General features: G+C 64.0%; 16 protein-coding genes. 1 reads left to right on the top strand and 15 read right to left on the bottom strand.

The genetic code is table 11. From position 1 onward, the window contains the following. Position 1: 1 nt before the first annotated feature. The 15 genes from ftsZ to ACODSO_RS20295 all read right to left on the bottom strand — a co-directional run bounded on the left by ftsZ (position 2) and on the right by ACODSO_RS20295 (position 18254). Complete coding sequence (gene ftsZ / locus ACODSO_RS20365) at positions 2-1231, bottom strand: cell division protein FtsZ (RefSeq protein WP_489038535.1); 1230 nt, start codon at positions 1229-1231, stop codon at positions 2-4. Between the two features lie 182 nt (positions 1232-1413). Then, complete coding sequence (locus ACODSO_RS20360; protein WP_489038534.1) at positions 1414-2160, bottom strand: cell division protein FtsQ/DivIB; 747 nt, start codon at positions 2158-2160, stop codon at positions 1414-1416. Positions 2161-2192: 32 nt separating this feature from the next. Continuing rightward, positions 2193-3677 carry a UDP-N-acetylmuramate--L-alanine ligase gene (gene murC, locus ACODSO_RS20355; protein WP_489038533.1) on the bottom strand — a complete coding sequence of 495 codons (1485 nt, stop codon included), beginning with the start codon at positions 3675-3677 and terminating at the stop codon, positions 2193-2195. Positions 3678-3715: 38 nt separating this feature from the next. Continuing rightward, the gene (murG, locus tag ACODSO_RS20350; protein ID WP_489038532.1) at positions 3716-4870 is read right to left on the bottom strand and encodes an undecaprenyldiphospho-muramoylpentapeptide beta-N-acetylglucosaminyltransferase; all 1155 of its coding nucleotides are present in this window, start codon (positions 4868-4870) and stop codon (positions 3716-3718) included. After that, on the bottom strand, positions 4867-6348 hold the full coding sequence (gene ftsW, locus ACODSO_RS20345; protein ID WP_489038531.1) for a putative lipid II flippase FtsW: 1482 nt from the start codon (positions 6346-6348) through the stop codon (positions 4867-4869). The genes murG and ftsW overlap by 4 nt, the downstream gene beginning before the upstream one ends. Then, the gene (gene murD, locus ACODSO_RS20340) at positions 6348-7784 is read right to left on the bottom strand and encodes a UDP-N-acetylmuramoyl-L-alanine--D-glutamate ligase (protein WP_489038530.1); all 1437 of its coding nucleotides are present in this window, start codon (positions 7782-7784) and stop codon (positions 6348-6350) included. Before murD ends, ftsW begins: the two co-directional genes overlap by 1 nt. A 27-nt stretch (positions 7785-7811) precedes the next feature. Beyond that, positions 7812-8891, bottom strand: a complete 1080-nt coding sequence (gene mraY, locus ACODSO_RS20335) for a phospho-N-acetylmuramoyl-pentapeptide-transferase (RefSeq protein ID WP_068381387.1) — start codon at positions 8889-8891, stop codon at positions 7812-7814. Beyond that, on the bottom strand, positions 8888-10450 hold the full coding sequence (locus ACODSO_RS20330; RefSeq protein ID WP_489038529.1) for a UDP-N-acetylmuramoyl-tripeptide--D-alanyl-D-alanine ligase: 1563 nt from the start codon (positions 10448-10450) through the stop codon (positions 8888-8890). The genes mraY and ACODSO_RS20330 overlap by 4 nt, the downstream gene beginning before the upstream one ends. Next, a complete protein-coding gene (locus ACODSO_RS20325; protein ID WP_489038528.1) occupies positions 10447-12048 on the bottom strand; it encodes a UDP-N-acetylmuramoyl-L-alanyl-D-glutamate--2,6-diaminopimelate ligase in 1602 nt (533 codons plus the stop codon). The genes ACODSO_RS20330 and ACODSO_RS20325 overlap by 4 nt, the downstream gene beginning before the upstream one ends. A gap of 162 nt (positions 12049-12210) precedes the next feature. Beyond that, entirely contained in the window at positions 12211-14157 is a 1947-nt protein-coding gene (locus ACODSO_RS20320; RefSeq protein ID WP_489038527.1) for a peptidoglycan D,D-transpeptidase FtsI family protein, read from the bottom strand. Beyond that, on the bottom strand, positions 14154-14936 hold the full coding sequence (gene ftsL, locus ACODSO_RS20315; protein WP_489038526.1) for a cell division protein FtsL: 783 nt from the start codon (positions 14934-14936) through the stop codon (positions 14154-14156). Before ftsL ends, ACODSO_RS20320 begins: the two co-directional genes overlap by 4 nt. Beyond that, entirely contained in the window at positions 14933-15895 is a 963-nt protein-coding gene (rsmH, locus tag ACODSO_RS20310; protein ID WP_489038546.1) for a 16S rRNA (cytosine(1402)-N(4))-methyltransferase RsmH, read from the bottom strand. Before rsmH ends, ftsL begins: the two co-directional genes overlap by 4 nt. A gap of 298 nt (positions 15896-16193) precedes the next feature. Continuing rightward, positions 16194-16625 (bottom strand): division/cell wall cluster transcriptional repressor MraZ, encoded by a 432-nt coding sequence (gene mraZ / locus ACODSO_RS20305; protein WP_068381401.1) that lies wholly within the window; start codon positions 16623-16625, stop codon positions 16194-16196. Between the two features lie 493 nt (positions 16626-17118). Continuing rightward, entirely contained in the window at positions 17119-17553 is a 435-nt protein-coding gene (locus ACODSO_RS20300; RefSeq protein ID WP_489038525.1) for a DUF3040 domain-containing protein, read from the bottom strand. 254 nt (positions 17554-17807) lie between these two features. Beyond that, the gene (locus ACODSO_RS20295) at positions 17808-18254 is read right to left on the bottom strand and encodes an SAV_6107 family HEPN domain-containing protein (protein WP_489038524.1); all 447 of its coding nucleotides are present in this window, start codon (positions 18252-18254) and stop codon (positions 17808-17810) included. Between the two features lie 190 nt (positions 18255-18444). Here ACODSO_RS20295 and ACODSO_RS20290 point away from each other — a divergent pair, with 190 nt between their 5' ends. Further along, positions 18445-19038, top strand: a complete 594-nt coding sequence (locus ACODSO_RS20290) for a GNAT family N-acetyltransferase (protein WP_068381441.1) — start codon at positions 18445-18447, stop codon at positions 19036-19038. Positions 19039-19078 lie beyond the last annotated feature (40 nt).

Here is a 19078-nt window from a genome sequence, read left to right as displayed (position 1 = left end):
ATCAGCGGCGCATGAAAGATGGCACGTCGACGTCGTCGTCGCCATCGTCTTCGGTGACCGGGACCCGACGACCAGCGCTGCCTTGACTGCTCGACCCTCCATTCGATCCCGAGGACTGCAAGGGTGGAAGGCTGCTGCCACTTCCGGCGCCGACCGGATCACGGAATACTGCACCGGACTCGGACTTGTCGGACGACCGCGACGAAGATACTTCGCCGGACCGCGCAGAACCGATGGAAGCACGTGACGCACCCGGAGTGGCCTCGACCGGGCGACGCGTCGGAGTTCCGCCGTCGAAGCCCGCCGCGATCACCGTCACGCGCACCTCGTCACCGAGTGAGTCGTCGATCACGGTTCCGAAGATGATGTTCGCGTCGATATGCGCGGCTTCCTGCACGAGCGAGGCCGCCTCGTTGATTTCGAACAGTCCGAGATCGGAGCCACCTGCGATGGACAGCAGAACGCCGCGGGCGCCCTCCATGGAGGCTTCGAGAAGTGGCGAGTTGATCGCGGATTCGGCCGCTTTGATCGCTCGACCTTCGCCCCTCGACGACCCGATGCCCATGAGGGCGCTGCCTGCGCCGGACATGACGCCCTTGACGTCGGCGAAGTCGACGTTGATCAGCCCGGGGGTGGTGATCAGGTCGGTGATTCCCTGCACGCCGTTGAGGAGGACCTCGTCGGCGCTACGGAAAGCGTCCATGAGGCTGACTGCAGCGTCACCGAGTTGCAGCAAACGATCGTTGGGGATCACGATGAGCGTGTCGCAGGACTCGCGAAGCTGCTGGATGCCCGTATCGGCCTGTCCGCCGCGGCGCTTGCCCTCGAACGAGAACGGGCGCGTCACGACGCCGACCGTCAACGCTCCGAGCTTGCGCGCGATGTTGGCGACCACCGGAGCGCCACCGGTGCCGGTGCCACCGCCTTCGCCTGCGGTGACGAACACCATATCGGCGCCCTTGAGCACCTCTTCGATCTCGTCCTTGTGATCGTCGGCAGCTCTCCTGCCCACTTCCGGGTCGGCTCCTGCTCCGAGGCCACGGGTGAGCTCGCGACCGACGTCGAGCTTGACGTCGGCGTCACTCATCAGCAGTGCCTGGGCGTCGGTATTGACCGCGATGAACTCGACCCCTTTGAGTCCCTGTTCGATCATGCGGTTGACCGCGTTAACGCCGCCGCCGCCGATGCCGACGACCTTGATTACGGCGAGGTAGTTGTGCGGGGGCGTCATTGGCTCTCGCCTTCCGTGGTTGTGTTCTGGTCTGTCTGACTAGAGTTCGGCAAAACCCTCAACCTAAACCACAGGCTTAGAGTTATGTCAAGTACTCGATGCCGGGAACGCTATGCACCGGTGCGCCGATGCGCCATTAGGCGCGCCGACGACGCAAGAAACATTTTGCGACCGGGTCGGTGTTACTTGGTGGTGGGAAGTTCAGGACTCGACACATCCAGAATCTGTCCTGGCTGCGACAACAGCGCAAGCGCCACAGCCGATTTGCGCTCCGAATTGTCTCGGTCACCCCAGACGAGAATACGCCCGTCGAGAAGCGACAGCGACACGTCCGACGCCGAGCTCGCTCGTATCTCACCGACCTGGCCTCGCAGTGACGCCGGCATCGAATCGAGTACAGCGAGAGCACTTTCGGTGGCTGGATCGCCTGGCACCGACTTGTCCGCCACCAGTCGTACGACCCCTGGAGGCGGAGCTGCGACCGCGAAATCGACTGCGTCCGCGTCCAGGAGGTGAGTGCCATCGGGTTCGTCGACGAAGACGACGGGAACGCGCTCGGTGACAGTGACTCTGACCGTCGAGGGGTACATCCGCTGGACCCGAACGGACGCAAGCGCTGGAATGGCAGCAACACGCTGCGCTGCCGAGCCTGCATCGACGCGAACGAGCTTCTCCCCCAGTGGTACCCCGAGTTCGGCGACGATCTGCTCCTCGGACACCGACACGGCCCCGTTGACATCGATCTTGCGCACCGACAGCAGCGGAGTGAGGTACACGATCGCGAAGCTTGCGACTATCACCGCGACGACTGCTGCGGCAATCGCTGCAGCACGCCGACGCGAGCGGGACACGCGACGCCGCTCGTCCTCTCTGGCCTGACGCCTGACCTCACGCTCGGAGTGTCCTGCGTCACCGGAGGGATCGTCCACGGCCGAGCTTTTCGACCGACTCGGACGTGATGTCACGTCGATGCCCGGCGTTGCCCGATCCGAAAGTCCGTCTTGGAACGGAGAGCGTCGAGAATCGGGCCGGCAAGCATCGTCACGTCGCCCGCACCCATGGTGATCACCACGTCACCCGGACTGACGAGACTGGCGACCTGCTTCGCAACGAGCGACAGGTCCGGTTGGTAGATGACGGGTTTGGTGACCGACGACGCGACGAGCGCACCCGTCACGCCGGGTAGAGGCTCTTCTCTGGCGCCGTAGACATCGAGGACTACCACCTCGTCGGCGATACTGAGGGCCTCACCGAACTCTGCCGCGAACGTCTCCGTCCTCGAATACAGGTGAGGTTGGAACACCACGACGACGCGACCTCGTTCCTCGTCGCCTGCTGCACCTGCGACCAACTGCTGTGCTGCGCTGAGCACGGCCCTGACTTCGGTCGGATGGTGGGCGTAGTCGTCGAACACTCGAATGCCGTGCTCACGGCCGCGAATCTGGAATCTCCGGTGCACACCGCCGAAACCGGCAAGACCTTCGAGCAGGTCCGTCACGCCGGCACCGGCCTGCAACCCCGCAGTGAATGCCGCGAGTGCGTTCAGCGCGGTGTGTCGCCCCGGTACACCGAGACGCAACGTGCGGGGTGTTTCTTCGCCGTCGACGAGCAACTGCGCGACGCCGCCGACGTCCTCGGGTTCCCACTGCAGCAACCTCACCGCCATCTCGACGTCACCGGTCTCGGTGTCCGCGGAGCCATAACCGAGGACTCGAACCCCCGGAAGATCACGCGCTCGAATTCGCTGGGCAAGCGCTGCCGATCCGGGATCGTCCATGCATGCAACCAGCACACCGCCCGGCCCGAGCAACGCCGCGAAGTCGTCGAACACCTGGACGTATGCCGCTTCGGTACCGAAGTGGTCGAGGTGATCGGCCTCGATGTTGGTGACGACCACGACGTTCGGTAGGTACTGGAGCAGCGAGCCGTCGCTCTCGTCGGCTTCGGCGACGAACACGTCCCCACTTCCGTGGTGAGCATTGGTCCCAGCCTCGTTGAGCTCACCGCCGACCGCGAACGAAGGATCGAAGCCGCAGTGTTGCAGAGCAACGATCAACATCGACGTCGTCGACGTCTTGCCGTGCGTACCGGACACGAGCAGCGTGCGATAGCCCTGCATCAACGACGAGAGCACCGTCGGCCGAAGCACGATCGGAATACCGCGTCGTCGAGCCTCGACCAGTTCCGGATTGGTCTTGGGGATGGCTGCGTGAGTGGTGACGACAGCTGTCGGCCCGCCAGGAATGAGGTCGAGCGCGGAGGCATCGTGGCCGACCCGCACCTGCGCGCCGCGCGCTCGCAAAGCGAGAACACCCCGGCTGTCCTTGGCGTCGGATCCGGAGACCTGGCCACCGCGCGCGAGCAGAATGCGGGCGATGCCGGACATTCCAGCGCCGCCGATGCCCACCATGTGCACCCTCGCGAGCTCTGAGGGAAGCTCGGCCATGTCCGTCCTTTCACGCGTCACGTCGGTGAAGTCTCGTTTCACGTCGGTGCCTGTTCGTTCTGTTTCCTCGACGCGACGTCGAGGACGATCCGGGCCACGGCGGTAGCCGCGTCTCGATGACCTGCACCCGCGGCACCCGCGGACATCTGCTTCAGCCGGTCGACGTCGGTGATCAAGTCCACGACGTCTGTGCCGACATAGCGGGAAGTCAGGTTCGCATCCGCCACGAGTATGCCTCCCCCAGCGTCGACGACGGGTCTTGCGTTCAATTCTTGCTCTCCGTTGCCGTGCGGCAGCGGTACGTATACCGCGGGCAAGCCCGTAGCCGACACTTCGGCCACTGTCATCGCACCGGACCGGCAGATGGCCAGATCGGCTGCGGCGTAGGCCAGGTCCATCCGATTCAGGTACGGCACCGCGACATAGGGCGCATTCGGCTCGTCCGTGGACACATCGACGGAATTCTTCGGGCCGTGGGCGTGCAGCACCGACACGCCGGCTGCCGCGAGCGTGGCCGCTGCGCCGGACACTGCCTCGTTCAGCGATCGTGCACCCTGGGATCCGCCGAACACGAGCAGCACCGGCCCCTCGTCCGGAAGTCCGAAGTGCCGCCGTGCTTCGGCGCGCGAAGCGGCCCGGTCGAGACCGGTGATCGTCGGGCGAACCGGGATGCCGACGATCTCGGCGTCCTCGTGTCCGCGAGCTCTCACTCCGGAGCCGGACACCGCCGCCAGCACACGCGTCGCCAGCCTCGCACCCACCTTGTTCGCAATTCCCGCACTCGCGTTTGCTTCGTGCACCACGACGGGGATCGCGCGGGAGCGACCGAACACTCGCCGAGCGGCCAAATACGCCGGAAGTGCCACGTATCCCCCGAAACCGACGAGTACGTCGGCCTCGACGTCTGCGAACACAGCACGCGTCTCGCGCACCGACTTCAACACTTTCGCCGGCAGACGCACCAGGTCAAGCGTCGGCTTGCGCGGTAGCGGGACCGGGGGTATCAGAGCGAGGCGGTAGCCGCGGGCCGGCACCAACGTGGTCTCAAGCCCGCGCGCCGTTCCGAGTGCGGTGATTCGGACGGTGCCGTCGAGTTCACGCAGGGCGTCGGCCACCGCAAGCGCAGGCTCGATGTGACCGGCCGTGCCCCCGCCTGCGACGACGACGGACAGGGGTCTTGTTCGTGCATTCACCGTCGATATCCTCGCCCATCCGGATGGCGAGAGGTACTACTGGGTTGCCCGCGAGTGCGACGAGGAGGCTCGGCCGGTCGCTGAGCACCGCCCGAGCGGCGATCACGGTTGGATCTGGCGCCGACGTCCGCGTAATCACGGTCCGGACGTCGCCGCGCGGCCGCGTCGCGGGTTTCCAGACGACGTCTATCCTCACGATCGAGCGCGGGCCTGGTGGACTTGGACCTGGCAGCAGCAGCGCGGAGCGGTGAGAAGGACGCAGGCATCGGAAGCCGAAGAACCCGATCGATTCGGGAGTCCTGCCCCGCGTGCAGCGCCGCGATGGCCTCGGGTTCGTGACGAGCCGCGTTGGCGATGATGCCGAACATCAGCAGCGTGATCGCGGTCGACGAACCGCCATAGGACACGAGTGGCAGCTGGAGCCCGGTGACCGGAAGCAGACCGACTACGTACCCGATGTTGATCATGGCCTGCGCGAAGATCCACGTCGTGGATCCTGCAGCGAGGAGTCGAAGGAACGGATCGACCGAACGCATCGCGATGCGCAGGCCGGCGTAGACGAACAACGCGAACAGCCCGAGTACTGCGAGACACCCGATGAATCCGAGTTCTTCGCCGATGATGGCGAAAATGAAGTCGTTGTGCGCGTTGGGAAGATAGCTCCATTTGGCGCGGCTCTGGCCCAGCCCGACACCGAAGGGACCGCCGTCGGCGAGTGAGAACTTCGCCTGATTGGACTGGTATCCGAGGCCCTGGGGGTCGTCGCCGGGATTCAGCCAGGCCTTGATTCGGTTCGAGCGGTATCCGGCGGTGAACGCCAACACCGTCGCTGCCGCGACACCGCCGCCCACCAGAATCGCGAACAGACGAGCGTCGAGGCCAGCGAACCAGAGCAGGGCCACCAGAATGATGCCGATGGCGATGGCCGTGCTGAGGTTGGGCTGCAGGACGACCAATCCCGCCATCAACAGCGCAGCGGGAACCAGCGGAATCAACAAAGACTTCAGGCTAGCGTGCTCACTTCGTCTCGATGCCAGAAGATGAGCGCCCCACAGAACGAGGGTGACCTTGGCCAGTTCGGAGGGCTGGAACGACACCCCCGCGACGTTGAACCAGCGTCGCGCACCGTCCGCGCCTTCGGAGCCGACGCCCGGGATCAGGACCATCATGAGCATGATTACGGACAGCACGAACAGCGGAAACGACAGCTTCCGAAGTACCCGCACCGGCGTCCGCAACGCGACGTAGAACGCGATGATACCGAGCCCGACACCGATCAATTGCTGGGTGAAGAGCGAGTAGGCGGACCCGTCTGTCGCGTACGCTTCGGCGGCCGAGGACGACAACACCATCACGAGACCGAGGATCGTCAGCAGCGCGGCGACGGTCACGATGAGGTGGAACGACGCCAATGGCCGAGCAAGCCACATACCGATGCGAGTACGTGGAGACGATGGCGCGCCGTCGGTCTTGCTCATCAGGACTGCTCGTCCGGGTAGCCGATCTCGGCTTCGGTGAGTGACCGAACAGCGGCGGCGAAGCTGCGACCACGATGGCCGTAGTCGACGAACATGTCGAGGGAGGCGGCGGCAGGTGCGAGAAGCACGGCGTCACCAGGTTCGGCGCGTCGTGCAGCGTCTCGAACCGCTGCACGCATCACGACTTCAGCATCTTCCGCCACATGAGTCACACCAGTATCGTCTCCCGGCGGATACGTCACGACGGGAACATCCGGGGCGTGTCGCGACAAAGCCTGAGCGATCTGCGTCCCATCACGCCCGATCACGACCGCAGCAACGAGTCGTGGCGCAATTTCCGCCACCAGTCCGTCTACCGACGCACCTTTGAGCAGTCCGCCGGCGATCCATACGACCCGTTCGTACGCAAGCAGCGAGGATCGGGCAGCGTGCGGATTGGTCGCCTTCGAGTCGTCCACGAACGTCACCCCGTCGATCACCCGGACCACTGCCGCTCGATGTGGACCCACCTGATACGTCCGCAAGCCATCCGCCACCGCCTCAGCGGACACTCCGATCGATCGAGCGAGCGCAGCCGCCGCCAACGCGTCCATGCGCCCCGCGGGGCCGGACGGCACCACCTCGTCCGCACACACCAGGCGTTCGGCGTCGCCGAACGCGTGGTCGACCAGGTAGCCCTGCACGATTCCGAGTTCGCCCGTCGCGGGCTCGCCGAGGCGGAACCCCACAACGCGATCTGCGCCCGCGGTGGGTGCGAGGGCCGCCGCCCGCGCATCGTCCAGACCGACCACCGCGACTCCCCCGGTCAGCGCACGCGCCTTGGACTGCGTGTAACCGTCCATGCCGCCGTGCCAGTCGAGATGGTCCTCGGCGATGTTGAGTACGACGCCCGCCGCTGGCCGAACCGAAGGCGCCCAGAAGAGTTGGAACGACGACAGCTCGACCGCGAGCACCGCTGGGTGCGGATTCGACCGCAGTGCGTCGAGGATGGGCAGGCCGATGTTCCCGCACGCCGCGCCGACAAGACCGGCCGAATCGAGGATCGACGCCAACATCGACGTCGTGGTCGTCTTACCGTTGGTCCCGGTGACCACGAGCCACTGGGTGGGTGGACCGTACACGCCCGCGCAATCGACTCGCCACGACAACTCGACGTCACCCCAGATGGGCACGCCTCGGCTGGTTGCAGCAGCGAGAACCGGTGCATCCGGCCTCAATCCGGGGCTGGTGACTACCAGTGCGATGTCGTCGAATGCGACGTCGTCTGCCAACAGGTCGTCCTGCAGTATTCCTCCGACGCCCAGCGCCCGAGCCTTCTCTACGGCTCCGGCGTCGGAATCGGTGACCAGGACCTCGGCGCCGAGGTCGCGAAGCGGGCCGACCGTCGCGAGACCCGACACTCTGCCGCCGGCGACGAGGACAGTTCTGCCACTCAAGGATCGAAGGTCGTCGAACACGGTTGCCTACCCACCGACTGCGGCGAGGTACTCGCTGTAGAACAACGCCAGTCCCACCGCCGATGCGATCGCGGCGAGCAACCAGAACCGGATGATTACCGTGGTCTCTGCCCAACCTGCGAGTTCGAAGTGATGGTGGAAGGGTGCCATGCGGAACACCCGTCGTCGACTCGACCGGAACACCGCAACCTGGATGACCACCGATGCCGCTTCGGCGACGAACAGTGCTGCGATGACGACCATGATCAGCTCGGTACGCGTGACGATGGACAGTCCGGCGATCAATCCGCCGAGAGCAAGCGAACCCGTATCGCCCATGAATATCTTCGCCGGCGCGGCGTTCCACCACAGAAATCCGATGCAGGCTCCCGCTGCGGACGCGCAGATCAGGGCGAGATCGAGAGGATCTCGCACGTCGTAGCAACCGGGGCCAGGGTTCGTGGAGCAGGCCTGCCGATACTGCCAGAAGGTGATCACCGTGTACGCGCCCAGAACCAACGTCATCGAACCTGCTGCGAGACCGTCCAGTCCGTCGGTCAGGTTCACTGCGTTCGACCACGCCGTGACCAGGAAGTAGCACCACACGATGAACACGATGGGTCCGAGACTCACGGTCGCGATATCGCGAACGTAGGACAACTGCTGACTGGCGGGCGTCAACCCGTTCGGACCCTTGAACTGCAGCGCGAGGATTCCGAAGAGGACTGCGGCTACCAACTGACCGACCAACTTGGCAGTCTTGTTCAGACCGAGATTGCGCTGCTTGCGGATCTTGATGAAGTCGTCGAGAAATCCGACGAGACCGAGCACGGTCGTCAGACCCAGCACCAGCAGGGCGGATGCGGACGGTCCGTCCGCGTCGTATCCGATACCGATCAGATGCGAGCCCCAGTAGCCAGCCCACAGTCCCGCGAGAATGGCGACTCCACCCATCGTGGGTGTCCCTCGCTTGGACTGATGGCTCGCCGGTCCCTCGACCCTGATTTCCTGGCCGAACCCCTGCTTGGAAAACGTCTTGATCAACACAGGTGTCAACAGAATCGCCACTGCGAGCGCGATACCTCCCGCGAAGAGGATCTGTCTCACTGCGATTCCTCCGGTGTCATGATGTCCCTCTCCCCGTCCGTACCGTCCGACTGCTGTCCTTCGTCGGATCGCGACGACGCACCCTCGTCGAGAAGTGCATCGGCTACCGACCACAACGCCACCGACTGCGATGCCTTCACCAGGACGATGTCGCCCGACTCCACTTCGGCACGCAGCACTGCCACTGCTGCCTCGTGGTCGGGAACGAGCATCGATTCTTCGCCCCAGGAGCCTTCCATGACAGCACCCTGGTGAAGTGCTCTGGTCGGCCGACCGGAGTCGACGATGATCAATCGACTGACATCCAGCCGCACTGCAAGCCTTCCGATCGCGTCGTGTTCGACTACGGATTCCGGCCCAAGCTCCGCCATCTCCCCGAGCACCGCCCAGGTGCGGCGTGGAGGGCCGGTTCCCGACCTCGACATCGATACCAACGCTTTCAGGGCAGCACGCATGGAGTCGGGATTCGCGTTGTAGGAATCGTTGACGACCGTAACCCCGTCGGTCCTGGTGCGCACGTCCATCCTTCGCACCGACGCCGCGGCCGAACCGGCGAGCGCGACCGCGATCTGGTCCAGAGTGGCACCACATTCGAGTGCGACGGCGGCAGCGGCGAGCGAATTCCCAATCTGGTGCTCGCCGTGCACTGCCAACGCGATGTCGACTCGCCCGATCGGCGTCACCATCGTGAATCGGGCACGAGCATCGGCGTCGAGAGACACGTTCTCCGCACGGATATCCGCTTCCGGCGACATCCCGACGGTCACCACCCGCGCCGAAGTCCGCGACCGCATCTCCGTCACGAGTCGATCGTCGGCGTTCAGCACCGCAACTCCACCGTCCGCCGCGCTCGGCAGCGCTTCGACGAGTTCGCCCTTGGCCAGCGCGATTCGCTCGCGCGACCCGAATTCACCGAGGTGTGCGGTGCCCACGTTGAGGACGACGCCGATCCGAGGCGGCGCAGCCTGCGCCAGCGCAGCAACATGGCCCACGCCGCGCGCAGACAGTTCGAGGACCAGAAAATCGGACGATTCGTCAGCGCGCAGCACAGTCCACGGATGACCGAGTTCGTTGTTGAACGAACCGGGCGGTGCGATCACGGAACCGAGTGGCCGAAGCACCGACGCCAACAGATCCTTCGTCGAGGTCTTCCCCGAGGACCCGGTGACACCGACGACCGTCAGTCCGGTGTTCGCGGTGAGTTCCAGAGCCGACGCTCGCGCCAATGCACTGAGCGCAGCCAATACTGCCGCACCCGACCCGTCCGTATCGTGCTCGAGTGCCATCGCACGCCCGTCGTGCGGGGCCGGTTCGACCACTATGGCCGGTACGCCGACCGGTCGGGCCGCAAGCACCACAGCTGCCCCGGCATCGATTGCGGCACGCGCGTGTTCGTGCCCGTCGACGCGCGCACCGGGGAGGGCGAGAAACAGCCCGCCGGCACCGACCTTGCGTGAATCGAACTCGACCGAGCCGTCGACCAAGAGTGCTGGGTTGTCGACGTCGTGCAGTTCACCACCGACGATGTCGGCGATCTGCTGGATGGTCAGTGCTTTCACGAGCCGGCCCTTGCTTCTTCTGCGATCCTGCGATCGATGGCGTCGGCCAGTACGACCCTGTCGTCGAAGGGGTACTTCACTCCGCCGATGTCCTGTCCTGTCTCGTGGCCTTTGCCCGCCACGAGAACGACGTCTCCTTCGCGTGCCCACCGGACCGCCTCGGCAATTGCGGAACCTCGACCGGCAACGTTTCTGACCTCGGCTCGAATGTCCTCGGCGACCTCGAGAGCTCCAGCCTGCACTGCCTCACGGATGACGTCCGGGTCCTCGGAACGCGGATTGTCGTCGGTGATGACCAGCAGATCTGCTCCTCTGGCACCTGCTGCACCCATCAGCGGCCGCTTGGCCTTGTCACGATCACCGCCGGCTCCGAGGACAACCGCAATTCTTCCGTCGGCCTGTTCGCGGAGCGTTTCGATCACTGCCTCCACTGCGGCGGGCTTGTGCGCGTAGTCGACGACCGCCAAGAAATCTTGGCCTCGTGAAATTCGCTGAACGCGCCCAGGAACGTCCACTTCCGCCATCCCGTCGATCGCTCGCTGCACGTCGACTCCTGCGGCCGCGCAGATCGCCGCGGCCAAGACCGCGTTGGCGACGTTGTAGCGTCCGGGCAGACGAATCGATGCTGCATGACGACTACCCGATGGTTCGACGAGTGTGAAGGACTGATTGCCGGTCGGATCCTTCGACCAGTCCTTCACTGTCCAATCCGAGTTCGCGTTCACCGACACGGTGAGCACGGCCGATCCGGCAGAGTCGGCGATCTCCGCCATCCGCCTGCCCCAGACGTCGTCGACACACACCACAGCCGATCGCGTCCGTACCCGTGAACCGGCTGCGAACAGTCTGCTCTTGGCGAGGAAGTACTCCTCGAGCGTGTCGTGGAAGTCCAGGTGATCCTGCGACAGGTTGGTGAAGGCACCGACCGAGAACACAGTGCCGTCCACCCGGCCGAGCGAGAGCGCGTGACTGGAGACTTCCATCACGACGGTGTCGAGGCCGCGTTCGACCATCAATGCGAACAAGGCATGAAGATGCGGCGCTTCCGGGGTGGTGAGCGCACTCGGTACCCGCATGCCCGCGATCCTGGTTTCGATGGTGCCGATCAGCCCGGTGCGCCGGCCGGCGGCACTCAGGGCGGCTTCCAACAGGTACGCCGTCGTTGTCTTGCCCGACGTACCGGTGATTCCGATGACCGTCATCTTCTCCGACGGGTTGCCGTAGACAAGCGCGGAAACTCGACCGAGCACGGTTCGCGGATGCTCGTGTACCAGGACGGGCACCGGCAGCCGGTCGAACTGTTCTCGGACGATGCCGAGGCCGGCCCTGTCTGTGAAGATCGCGACGGCACCCCGCTCGATCGCGTCGGACGCAAACGATGCGCCATGCGCCGACGATCCGGGCAGCGCAGCGAACAGGTCCCCGGCAAGGATTCCCTGAGCACGAAGTTCGACGCCCGTGACGAGTCCTTGCACTCCGTCCGCTGCCGGTACGAATTCGGCCGCCGCGGCGGCGGCGATGTTCTCGACCGGGGTCTGTGGTGGCCTCGAGGGGCGAGACGACGACGGAGCAGGCTGCGGCTCTGCTGGCACGGACACTGTGCTCCTTTCTGCTCGACTACGAAAGTAGGCTGCGGCTCGCGCGCGGACGAGCCGAGCACGCCTTCACGCAACGGTTCGGCGCGCAAGGCCGACGTGTCAGGTTACCGGCGAGTGTTCGACGGTCGAACCCCCGACCCACGGCTGAGGGTGCCGGTGGGGTCAGTCAGCCTGCAGGACGAGTTTCGGACTCTCTGCTGACAATGGAACACTGTCGCGCTGAAGCATCCAGCTGGCGATGTTGTGGAACAGAGGCGCTGCCGACTGGCCACCGGACCCGTCGGCGCTCCGTGTGGGTGCGTCGAGCATGATTCCGATCACGTAGCGCGGATCGTCCGCCGGTGCGATACCGGCAAAGGTGATCCAGTAGTTCGAGTTGGAGTAGCACTTACATGCCGGGTCCACCTGCTGTGCGGTGCCGGTCTTGCCGCTGATCTGATAGCCGGGGATTCCTGCAGCGACGCCGGTACCGCGCTGATTTCCGTTGTCGTCCTGCGTGACCGCACGAAACATGTCGCGAACCGTCGATGCCGTTTGTGGGCTCACGACGTACACGCCCTCCGGCTGCTCCGTCTCGGTCCTGTTGCCCCCGGGATCCACGGTCGACTTGACGATTCGAGGAGGGATGCGCATCCCGTCGTTCGCGATCGCCTGATACATCGCGGTCATCTGCAGCAACGTCATCGACAGGCCCTGTCCGATGGGCAGGTTGGCGAACGTGCCACCGGACCATTGGTCGCGGCTGGGCACACTTCCGGCACTTTCACCGGGCAGTCCGACATCGCTTCGCTGACCCAGCCCGAATCGGGCAAGCATATCGGCGTACCGGTCCTCGCCTACTCGCTGAGCGAGCATCAGGGTGCCGACGTTCGAAGACTTCCCGAACACTCCGGTCGATGTGTACGGGGCTACGCCGTGGTCCCATGCGTCCTTGACCGAGACACCTGACATGAAGATGCTGCCGGGCACCTGGAGGACTTCGTCGGGAGTCGTCAGCCCGTACTCGATCGCGGCAGCAGCTGTGACGATCTTGTTGACCGAGCCAGGTTCGAACGGCGTGGAAACGGCGAGGTTGCCCATCTCCTTGTTCGCGTCGTTGTTGCCGACCCCGATGCCAGGATTGAACGTGTTGTCGTTGGACATGGCCAACACTTCGCCGGTGTGCGCGTCCTGCACGAATGCCGATGCATTCTTCGCACCGGACAGATCCTTGGCGAGTTGAACCTGCTGCTGGACGTAGTACTGCAGGTCTGCATCGATGGTCAATTCGACGCCGGATCCGTTGACTGCCGTTTGCTTGTCCCGCCAGCTGCCCGGGATGACAGCCCCGTCGGATCCCCGATCGTAGGTCTGCGAACCATCGGTTCCGGCCAGCGTCGAGTCGAGTGAATCTTCCAGCCCGAGCAGACCGTGCCCGTCCCACCCGGTGGCGCCGACGATGTTGGCGGCGAGCGATCCACCGGGGTATTCACGGATGTCCTGGCGTTCGAGGCCGACTTCGCCGAACTTCTCACTGATGTCGGTGGCGATCGTCGAGTCGACCCCGCGCACGAGGTACGTGAACGTGTCGTCGCTCTTCAACTTCGCGAGAATGTCCTTCTCGTTGGCGATGTCGCCCAATTCGTCGTGGATTCCCGCGGCGATTTCGGCAAGCCTGTCGTCGGTTGCAGGCTTGGTCGGATCCTTCGCGCGCGCCTCGTCCAGTTCTTTGCGCACTCGAACAGGTTGAAAAGTAAGCGCTTTCGCTTCCATCGTGAATGCGATCGGCTTGCCGTTTCGGTCCGTGATGGAACCGCGAGTGGCTGGGTCGACGAGTGTCGTCGTGCGCTGGGACGCCGCCTGGGCCGACAGACGGTGTCCGTCGACGCCCATGATCCACAGCAGCTGAAGAGCAACGACAGCGAGAACTCCGAACATGACGATTCGGCCGAAGCCATTTCGGAAGACAAAGGACGATGCATCGAATCGACTGCGCGGACGCGGACGAACGGGATGACTTCCCTGCCTGCGGGACGCCGCAGGGCGACGGCCCTGGGCCGTTGCGTTGCCACGCACCGAATTTCGCGGCAACGGCGTACGGCGAGGCGCCCCGGTGGTCGGCCTGGTCACTGCCGACTATCCGAAGGACTTGCCGACGGGATGCTCATGGGAACCAATTGTTCACCGAGGGCTGCGCTTGGCGCGTTATTCGATGCGTTCGGCGTGGCGGAAGTGACTGGTGGGATTACGGTCCCCGAGGAACCACTCGCAGACCGGGTCCCACCCGGTGCCGACGCGGATCGCGCCGGACTCGATGCCTGGTTTCTCGGCTGCAACGAATTTCGCGCCTCGGAGTTCGACGATTGCGAAGTCCCCTGCGACTCGACCGGATCCAACGGGGCAACAGGGTTGCCCTGCGCGGGCGCCGGAGTACCGACCACCTGGATCGCTCCGTCTTCGCCCACGACGATCCGTGCCGCGTTCAACGCCGGAATCATGCCCAGTTCAGCAGCTTTGCGCGCCAACTCGGGAGCGGAGTCGGCCAGTTCGACATCACGCTGCAGAGAAGCGCGTTCCTGCACGAGACGCTCGTTCTGCAATTTGGCTTCGGAGAGATCGTACGAGTCCCCCGCCGACCTCGTCGTGAGCAGAAGGGTCAACCCGAGACCGAGTGACAACAACCCGATGATCAACGCCACGAACGGAATACGCGCAGTGATTGCTGTGGTCGACAGTCCGGTGCGCGCGGTCGCATGACTACCGGAAACCGATTCCCCGCCGAGCGATACGGCACGCTGCTGCCGACGCTCGTACGCACGTGAGGCTGCCCCCGAGCGACCCGATCCTGGCGCGGATCCGGTAGACCGAGGCCGACGCTTCGTACGTGGCGAACTGGAGGTAATTGTCATGCCGATCTCCTCGCAATTCGCTCGGCCGCGCGCAAGCGCACAGGTGCCGAACGCGGATTTTCTTCTATCTCTTGGTCGGACGCGCGTTCGGCGCCCTTGGTCAGGAGGCGGAACTCCGGGCCCATTCCCGGGAGCTCGACGGGAAGGCCCTCGGGGCTACGGGATTTGATCCGCGGTGCCAGTTCTTTCTTCACAACCCGGTCTTCGAGCGACTGATAGGACATGAACACCACCCGTCCACCCACGGTCAATGCGTCGAGACCCGCAGGGACCGCGGCCTCCAACGAGTCGAGTTCGCTGTTCACTTCGATCCGCAATGCCTGGAAGGTGCGCTTCGCCGGGTGCCCACCTGTGCGCCGTGTGGCTGCTGGAATCGACGAGTAGAGCAACTCCACCAGAGCTGCACTGGTAGTGAACGGCTCCGACTCACGCCGCCGGAGAATTGCCGAGGCGATACGACCCGCGAACCGTTCCTCGCCGTATGTGCTGAGTACTCGTGCGATTTCTCCGTGCGAGTACGTGTTGAGCACGTCCGCTGCCGTGAGGCCGACAGTCGGGTCCATGCGCATGTCCAACGGAGCATCGACGGAGTACGCGAAACCTCGGTCTGCCTCGTCGAGCTGCATCGAGGAGACACCCAGGTCGAACAAGATGGCATGCACCGAATCGATCGGCTCGAGCCCGGCGCTTTCCAGCGCGTCGGCGATTCCGTCGTATGTCGTGTGCACGAAAGTCGTTCTGTCCGAGAACTCGGACAGTCGCGCTTGTGCCCGTTCCAGTGCGTCGGGATCGCGATCGAGTCCTATGAGCCGCACAGTGGGGTACGTCCGAAGGAAGTGCTCCGAGTGCCCACCGAGACCGAGGGTGGCGTCGATCATTATCGGCGACTCGCCACGATGAGCGGCGGCGGTCAGAGCCGGGCCGAGCAATTGGTCTGCGCGCTCGAGGCGCACCGGAATGTGTTTGGGCTTCGAGCTTCCGGCTGCTCCGGGCTTCCGACGAGCGCTGTCCGGGACGGGCGATGTCGATTCGCCTTCCACAATGATTCCTCCCGGTCGTGCTTCTGCGCGCCCTCCGGCTCAGCGCGCAGTAGGTAAAGATGATGGTGTCGAATGCGTCGAGGTCCCTGTCCGATAGGAACCTGGCGTTGGGGAAGAACGTCAGGGTCCTGATCTGCGAAACCTGGCGTTGGGGAAGAACGTCAGGGTTCTGATCGGGCAGAGGCCTCGCGGCACTCGACTGTTGACCGAAGGCGGTTTACAAAATCCCTTCCAAGGACTCGTCCATTGCGTCCGAGAAGCTCTGCTCACTCTCGGCCGAGTAGCGAGCCCAAGCCTCGTCGTTCCAGATTTCGATGAACTCGATCGAACCGTTGACGACGACATTGCGTTCCAGATCCGCGTACCGCCGATGATCAGGGCTGAGGGTGATGCGTCCCTGTCCATCGAGCTTCTGCTCGTCCGTACCTGCACCCAATTGCCGTATGTACGAGCGGGCAACCGGATTGGAGCGTGACGCTTCGGTCAGCTTCCTGACCTTTTCGGCGAAGGCCTCTCGGGTGTAGATCGCGAGGCTGTGATCTTGCCCTTTGCTCACCATCACCCCGTCCTCCAACGCCTCACGGAACTTCGCCGGCAAGGTGAGCCGACCTTTCTCGTCGAGCTTGGGCGTGTAGGTACCGAGAAACACTCGACACCTCCCACTCTCTCCGCTGTCACCACTTTACCCCACTTTCCCCCACTATCAATCCCAGCAGGAAGAAATTCTTGGGATTTGAACCAAGATCTGCAGGTCAGCTTAGTGGTTCATTGTGGAGAAACTTTTCCCGGGAGTAGGACAGCGACCCGATGCAACACATCGCGCCATCCGGCCGTACCGCAAAACTCCAGCTCATGAACGCATGCGAGGCATGGCGACCGAGAAATGGCGTAGCGGTGGGTGAAAGTGGGGATCAAGGGTTCCGCGCAGCCGTCGGGTGGGGAGAGGTGGGCGAAGAGACCTGAATCAGAGGCGCCCGTGCTCCGAAACAGCTATGCCGACACCAAAAACCACAAGAGCGGTGCCTACCCTTAGGTAGGCACCGCTCTCGTGGCTTGGCTCTCGTGCTACTGAGCGCCCGATATGTACTTCATGCTTCTCGAACGTTGCTTATGGACAGTTGGAACCAGCCGGGCTGGGCCGACTACTCCTGTTCGAATCGCCGTCGGAAACGATCCTCCATCCGCGACGTGAAACCGCCACCCTTGCGCCCGGTTTTCGGCTTGGGCTTCTGCCCTGAGTTCCTCGAGTCGGCTGCGCCGCTCGACGAAGCGTCTTCCTGTGGCGCCGATCCGCCCTTCCCAGGCCCACCGAGTAGAAACAGAACCCCGGCCCCGAACATGAAGGCGAAGCCGACAAGACTGACGACCGGGAATCCACCGGGCTTGAACGGCAACGCCAGCCCGGCAACAAGTAGAACAAGCCCCAAGACGAACAAAGCCGCCGCTTGAAAGCGACGCTTGCTCGAAGCCGTACGCATACGGCCGCTTCTCACGTGAGACGCGAATTTGGGATCCTCGGCGTAGAGAGCGCTCTCGATCTGGTCGAGCATGCGCTGCTCGTGCTCGGAGAGTGGCACGGTACCTCCCCCTGCACAGATATTGAAAGTCATTTCGGGTGCGAAACGACGGGAAGCTGACCTTGGCGGCTACCTGTTGTCAATAATACGAGCAGAATCGACTGCTTACCACCTACTCGGTCGATGTGTTCCTGAGAATGTCCAAAGTTTCCCTGTACAGCGATCAAGTCCTGCCCAAGAACCGGATGCTTCCGACGAACCTTCGGACGCAGATTCGGCATCAGCACGTACAGAACACACCGTATCGGGACGTTTCAGGCGGACATCGATCGTGGATAGGAGGCAACGCGGTCGAGCCGAGACTCGGCACCGATGAAGTCCTCGACCACGTGAAGGAATCGCCCGACCTCGCGGTAGAACTCGTCCGTCGCGCTCGCATCGATCGACCGCGACACACCCGCTTGCAGCGCAGCCCTCGTGGCGGAGAACCCGGAGAAGTACTCGGCCCAGGATTCGAGTGCAGGAGCCGCCTTGGCCAGAAGGACCCACGCGCTACGCGATCGAGCGCGCGAGGTGGAGATCGGCGCCGCTTCCAGAATCGCGGCGGCGCCCCGCAAGGCAGCCATGTAGCAGTCGAGGAACTGATCGGACACCGTGTCCGCGCCGACAGAACCGGACAGCAACGCATCCGCTCGACCGAGTAGAACTCGCGCACGCGGCGACACCGGCGGACGCATTTCGGCAAGAACTTTCGTGGCCATACTCGAACACCTCCCGTTGGAGTCGTCGTTCGGTACTGCAGATCCGACACGTCCGGACGTCGACGACGATCTATGGTCGGTGGTCCAGCGAGCCCCGCTTCCCTCGGAGTCATCGCCGGATCACCGACATCGAACATCCGTTCGACATATTCAATATAGCTGTGCACACCGACAAGTAGTCAAGGAAAGGTTGAGAACAGTCGCTACCGATGCGGAAACGACCCCGTACCTGGTCGACCTGTCCGCCCAGGAGATCCGCCGACGACTCCCCGAGGCGCTGGCGATCTACGTCGACGCGATGGGATACCCACAGGGCACCGAATACCACCGCGCGCCGATGTGGTCCGAGCATGTGCTGCGACCCGGATGGCGAGGCGTCGGCGCCATCCTCCCCACTGAGGAGTCCCCGCTGGTGGCCGTCGCATACGGGTATCGAGGAGCGCGCCATCAGTGGTGGCATCAGCAGGTCCGAGACGGTTTGCTGAGGTCAGGTGTGAGTGCCGAGCACGCCGACTTCATCCTTGCCGACTACTTCGAACTGACCGAGTTACACGTGTCCCCACGTGCGCAGGGACACGGACTCGGCGACGCGTTGACCCGCCGTCTGCTCTCCGGTCGGCCCGAACGTAGCGTGCTGCTCTCCACACCTGAAGTCGAGGGCGAGAACAATCGGGCCTGGCGTCTGTATCGCAGACTCGGTTTCGAGGACGTTCTACGGAATTTCACGTTCGCCGGAGATCGGCGGCCTTTCGCCGTCCTCGCTCGCTCTCTACCGTTCGAATGAGCCTCCACCTCGGTGTTCGACACTGACCTATAGCCTGGAG

This window comes from Rhodococcus sp. FG69, from assembly GCF_057808915.1.
This window is presented reverse-complemented; position numbering and strand designations above follow the sequence as displayed.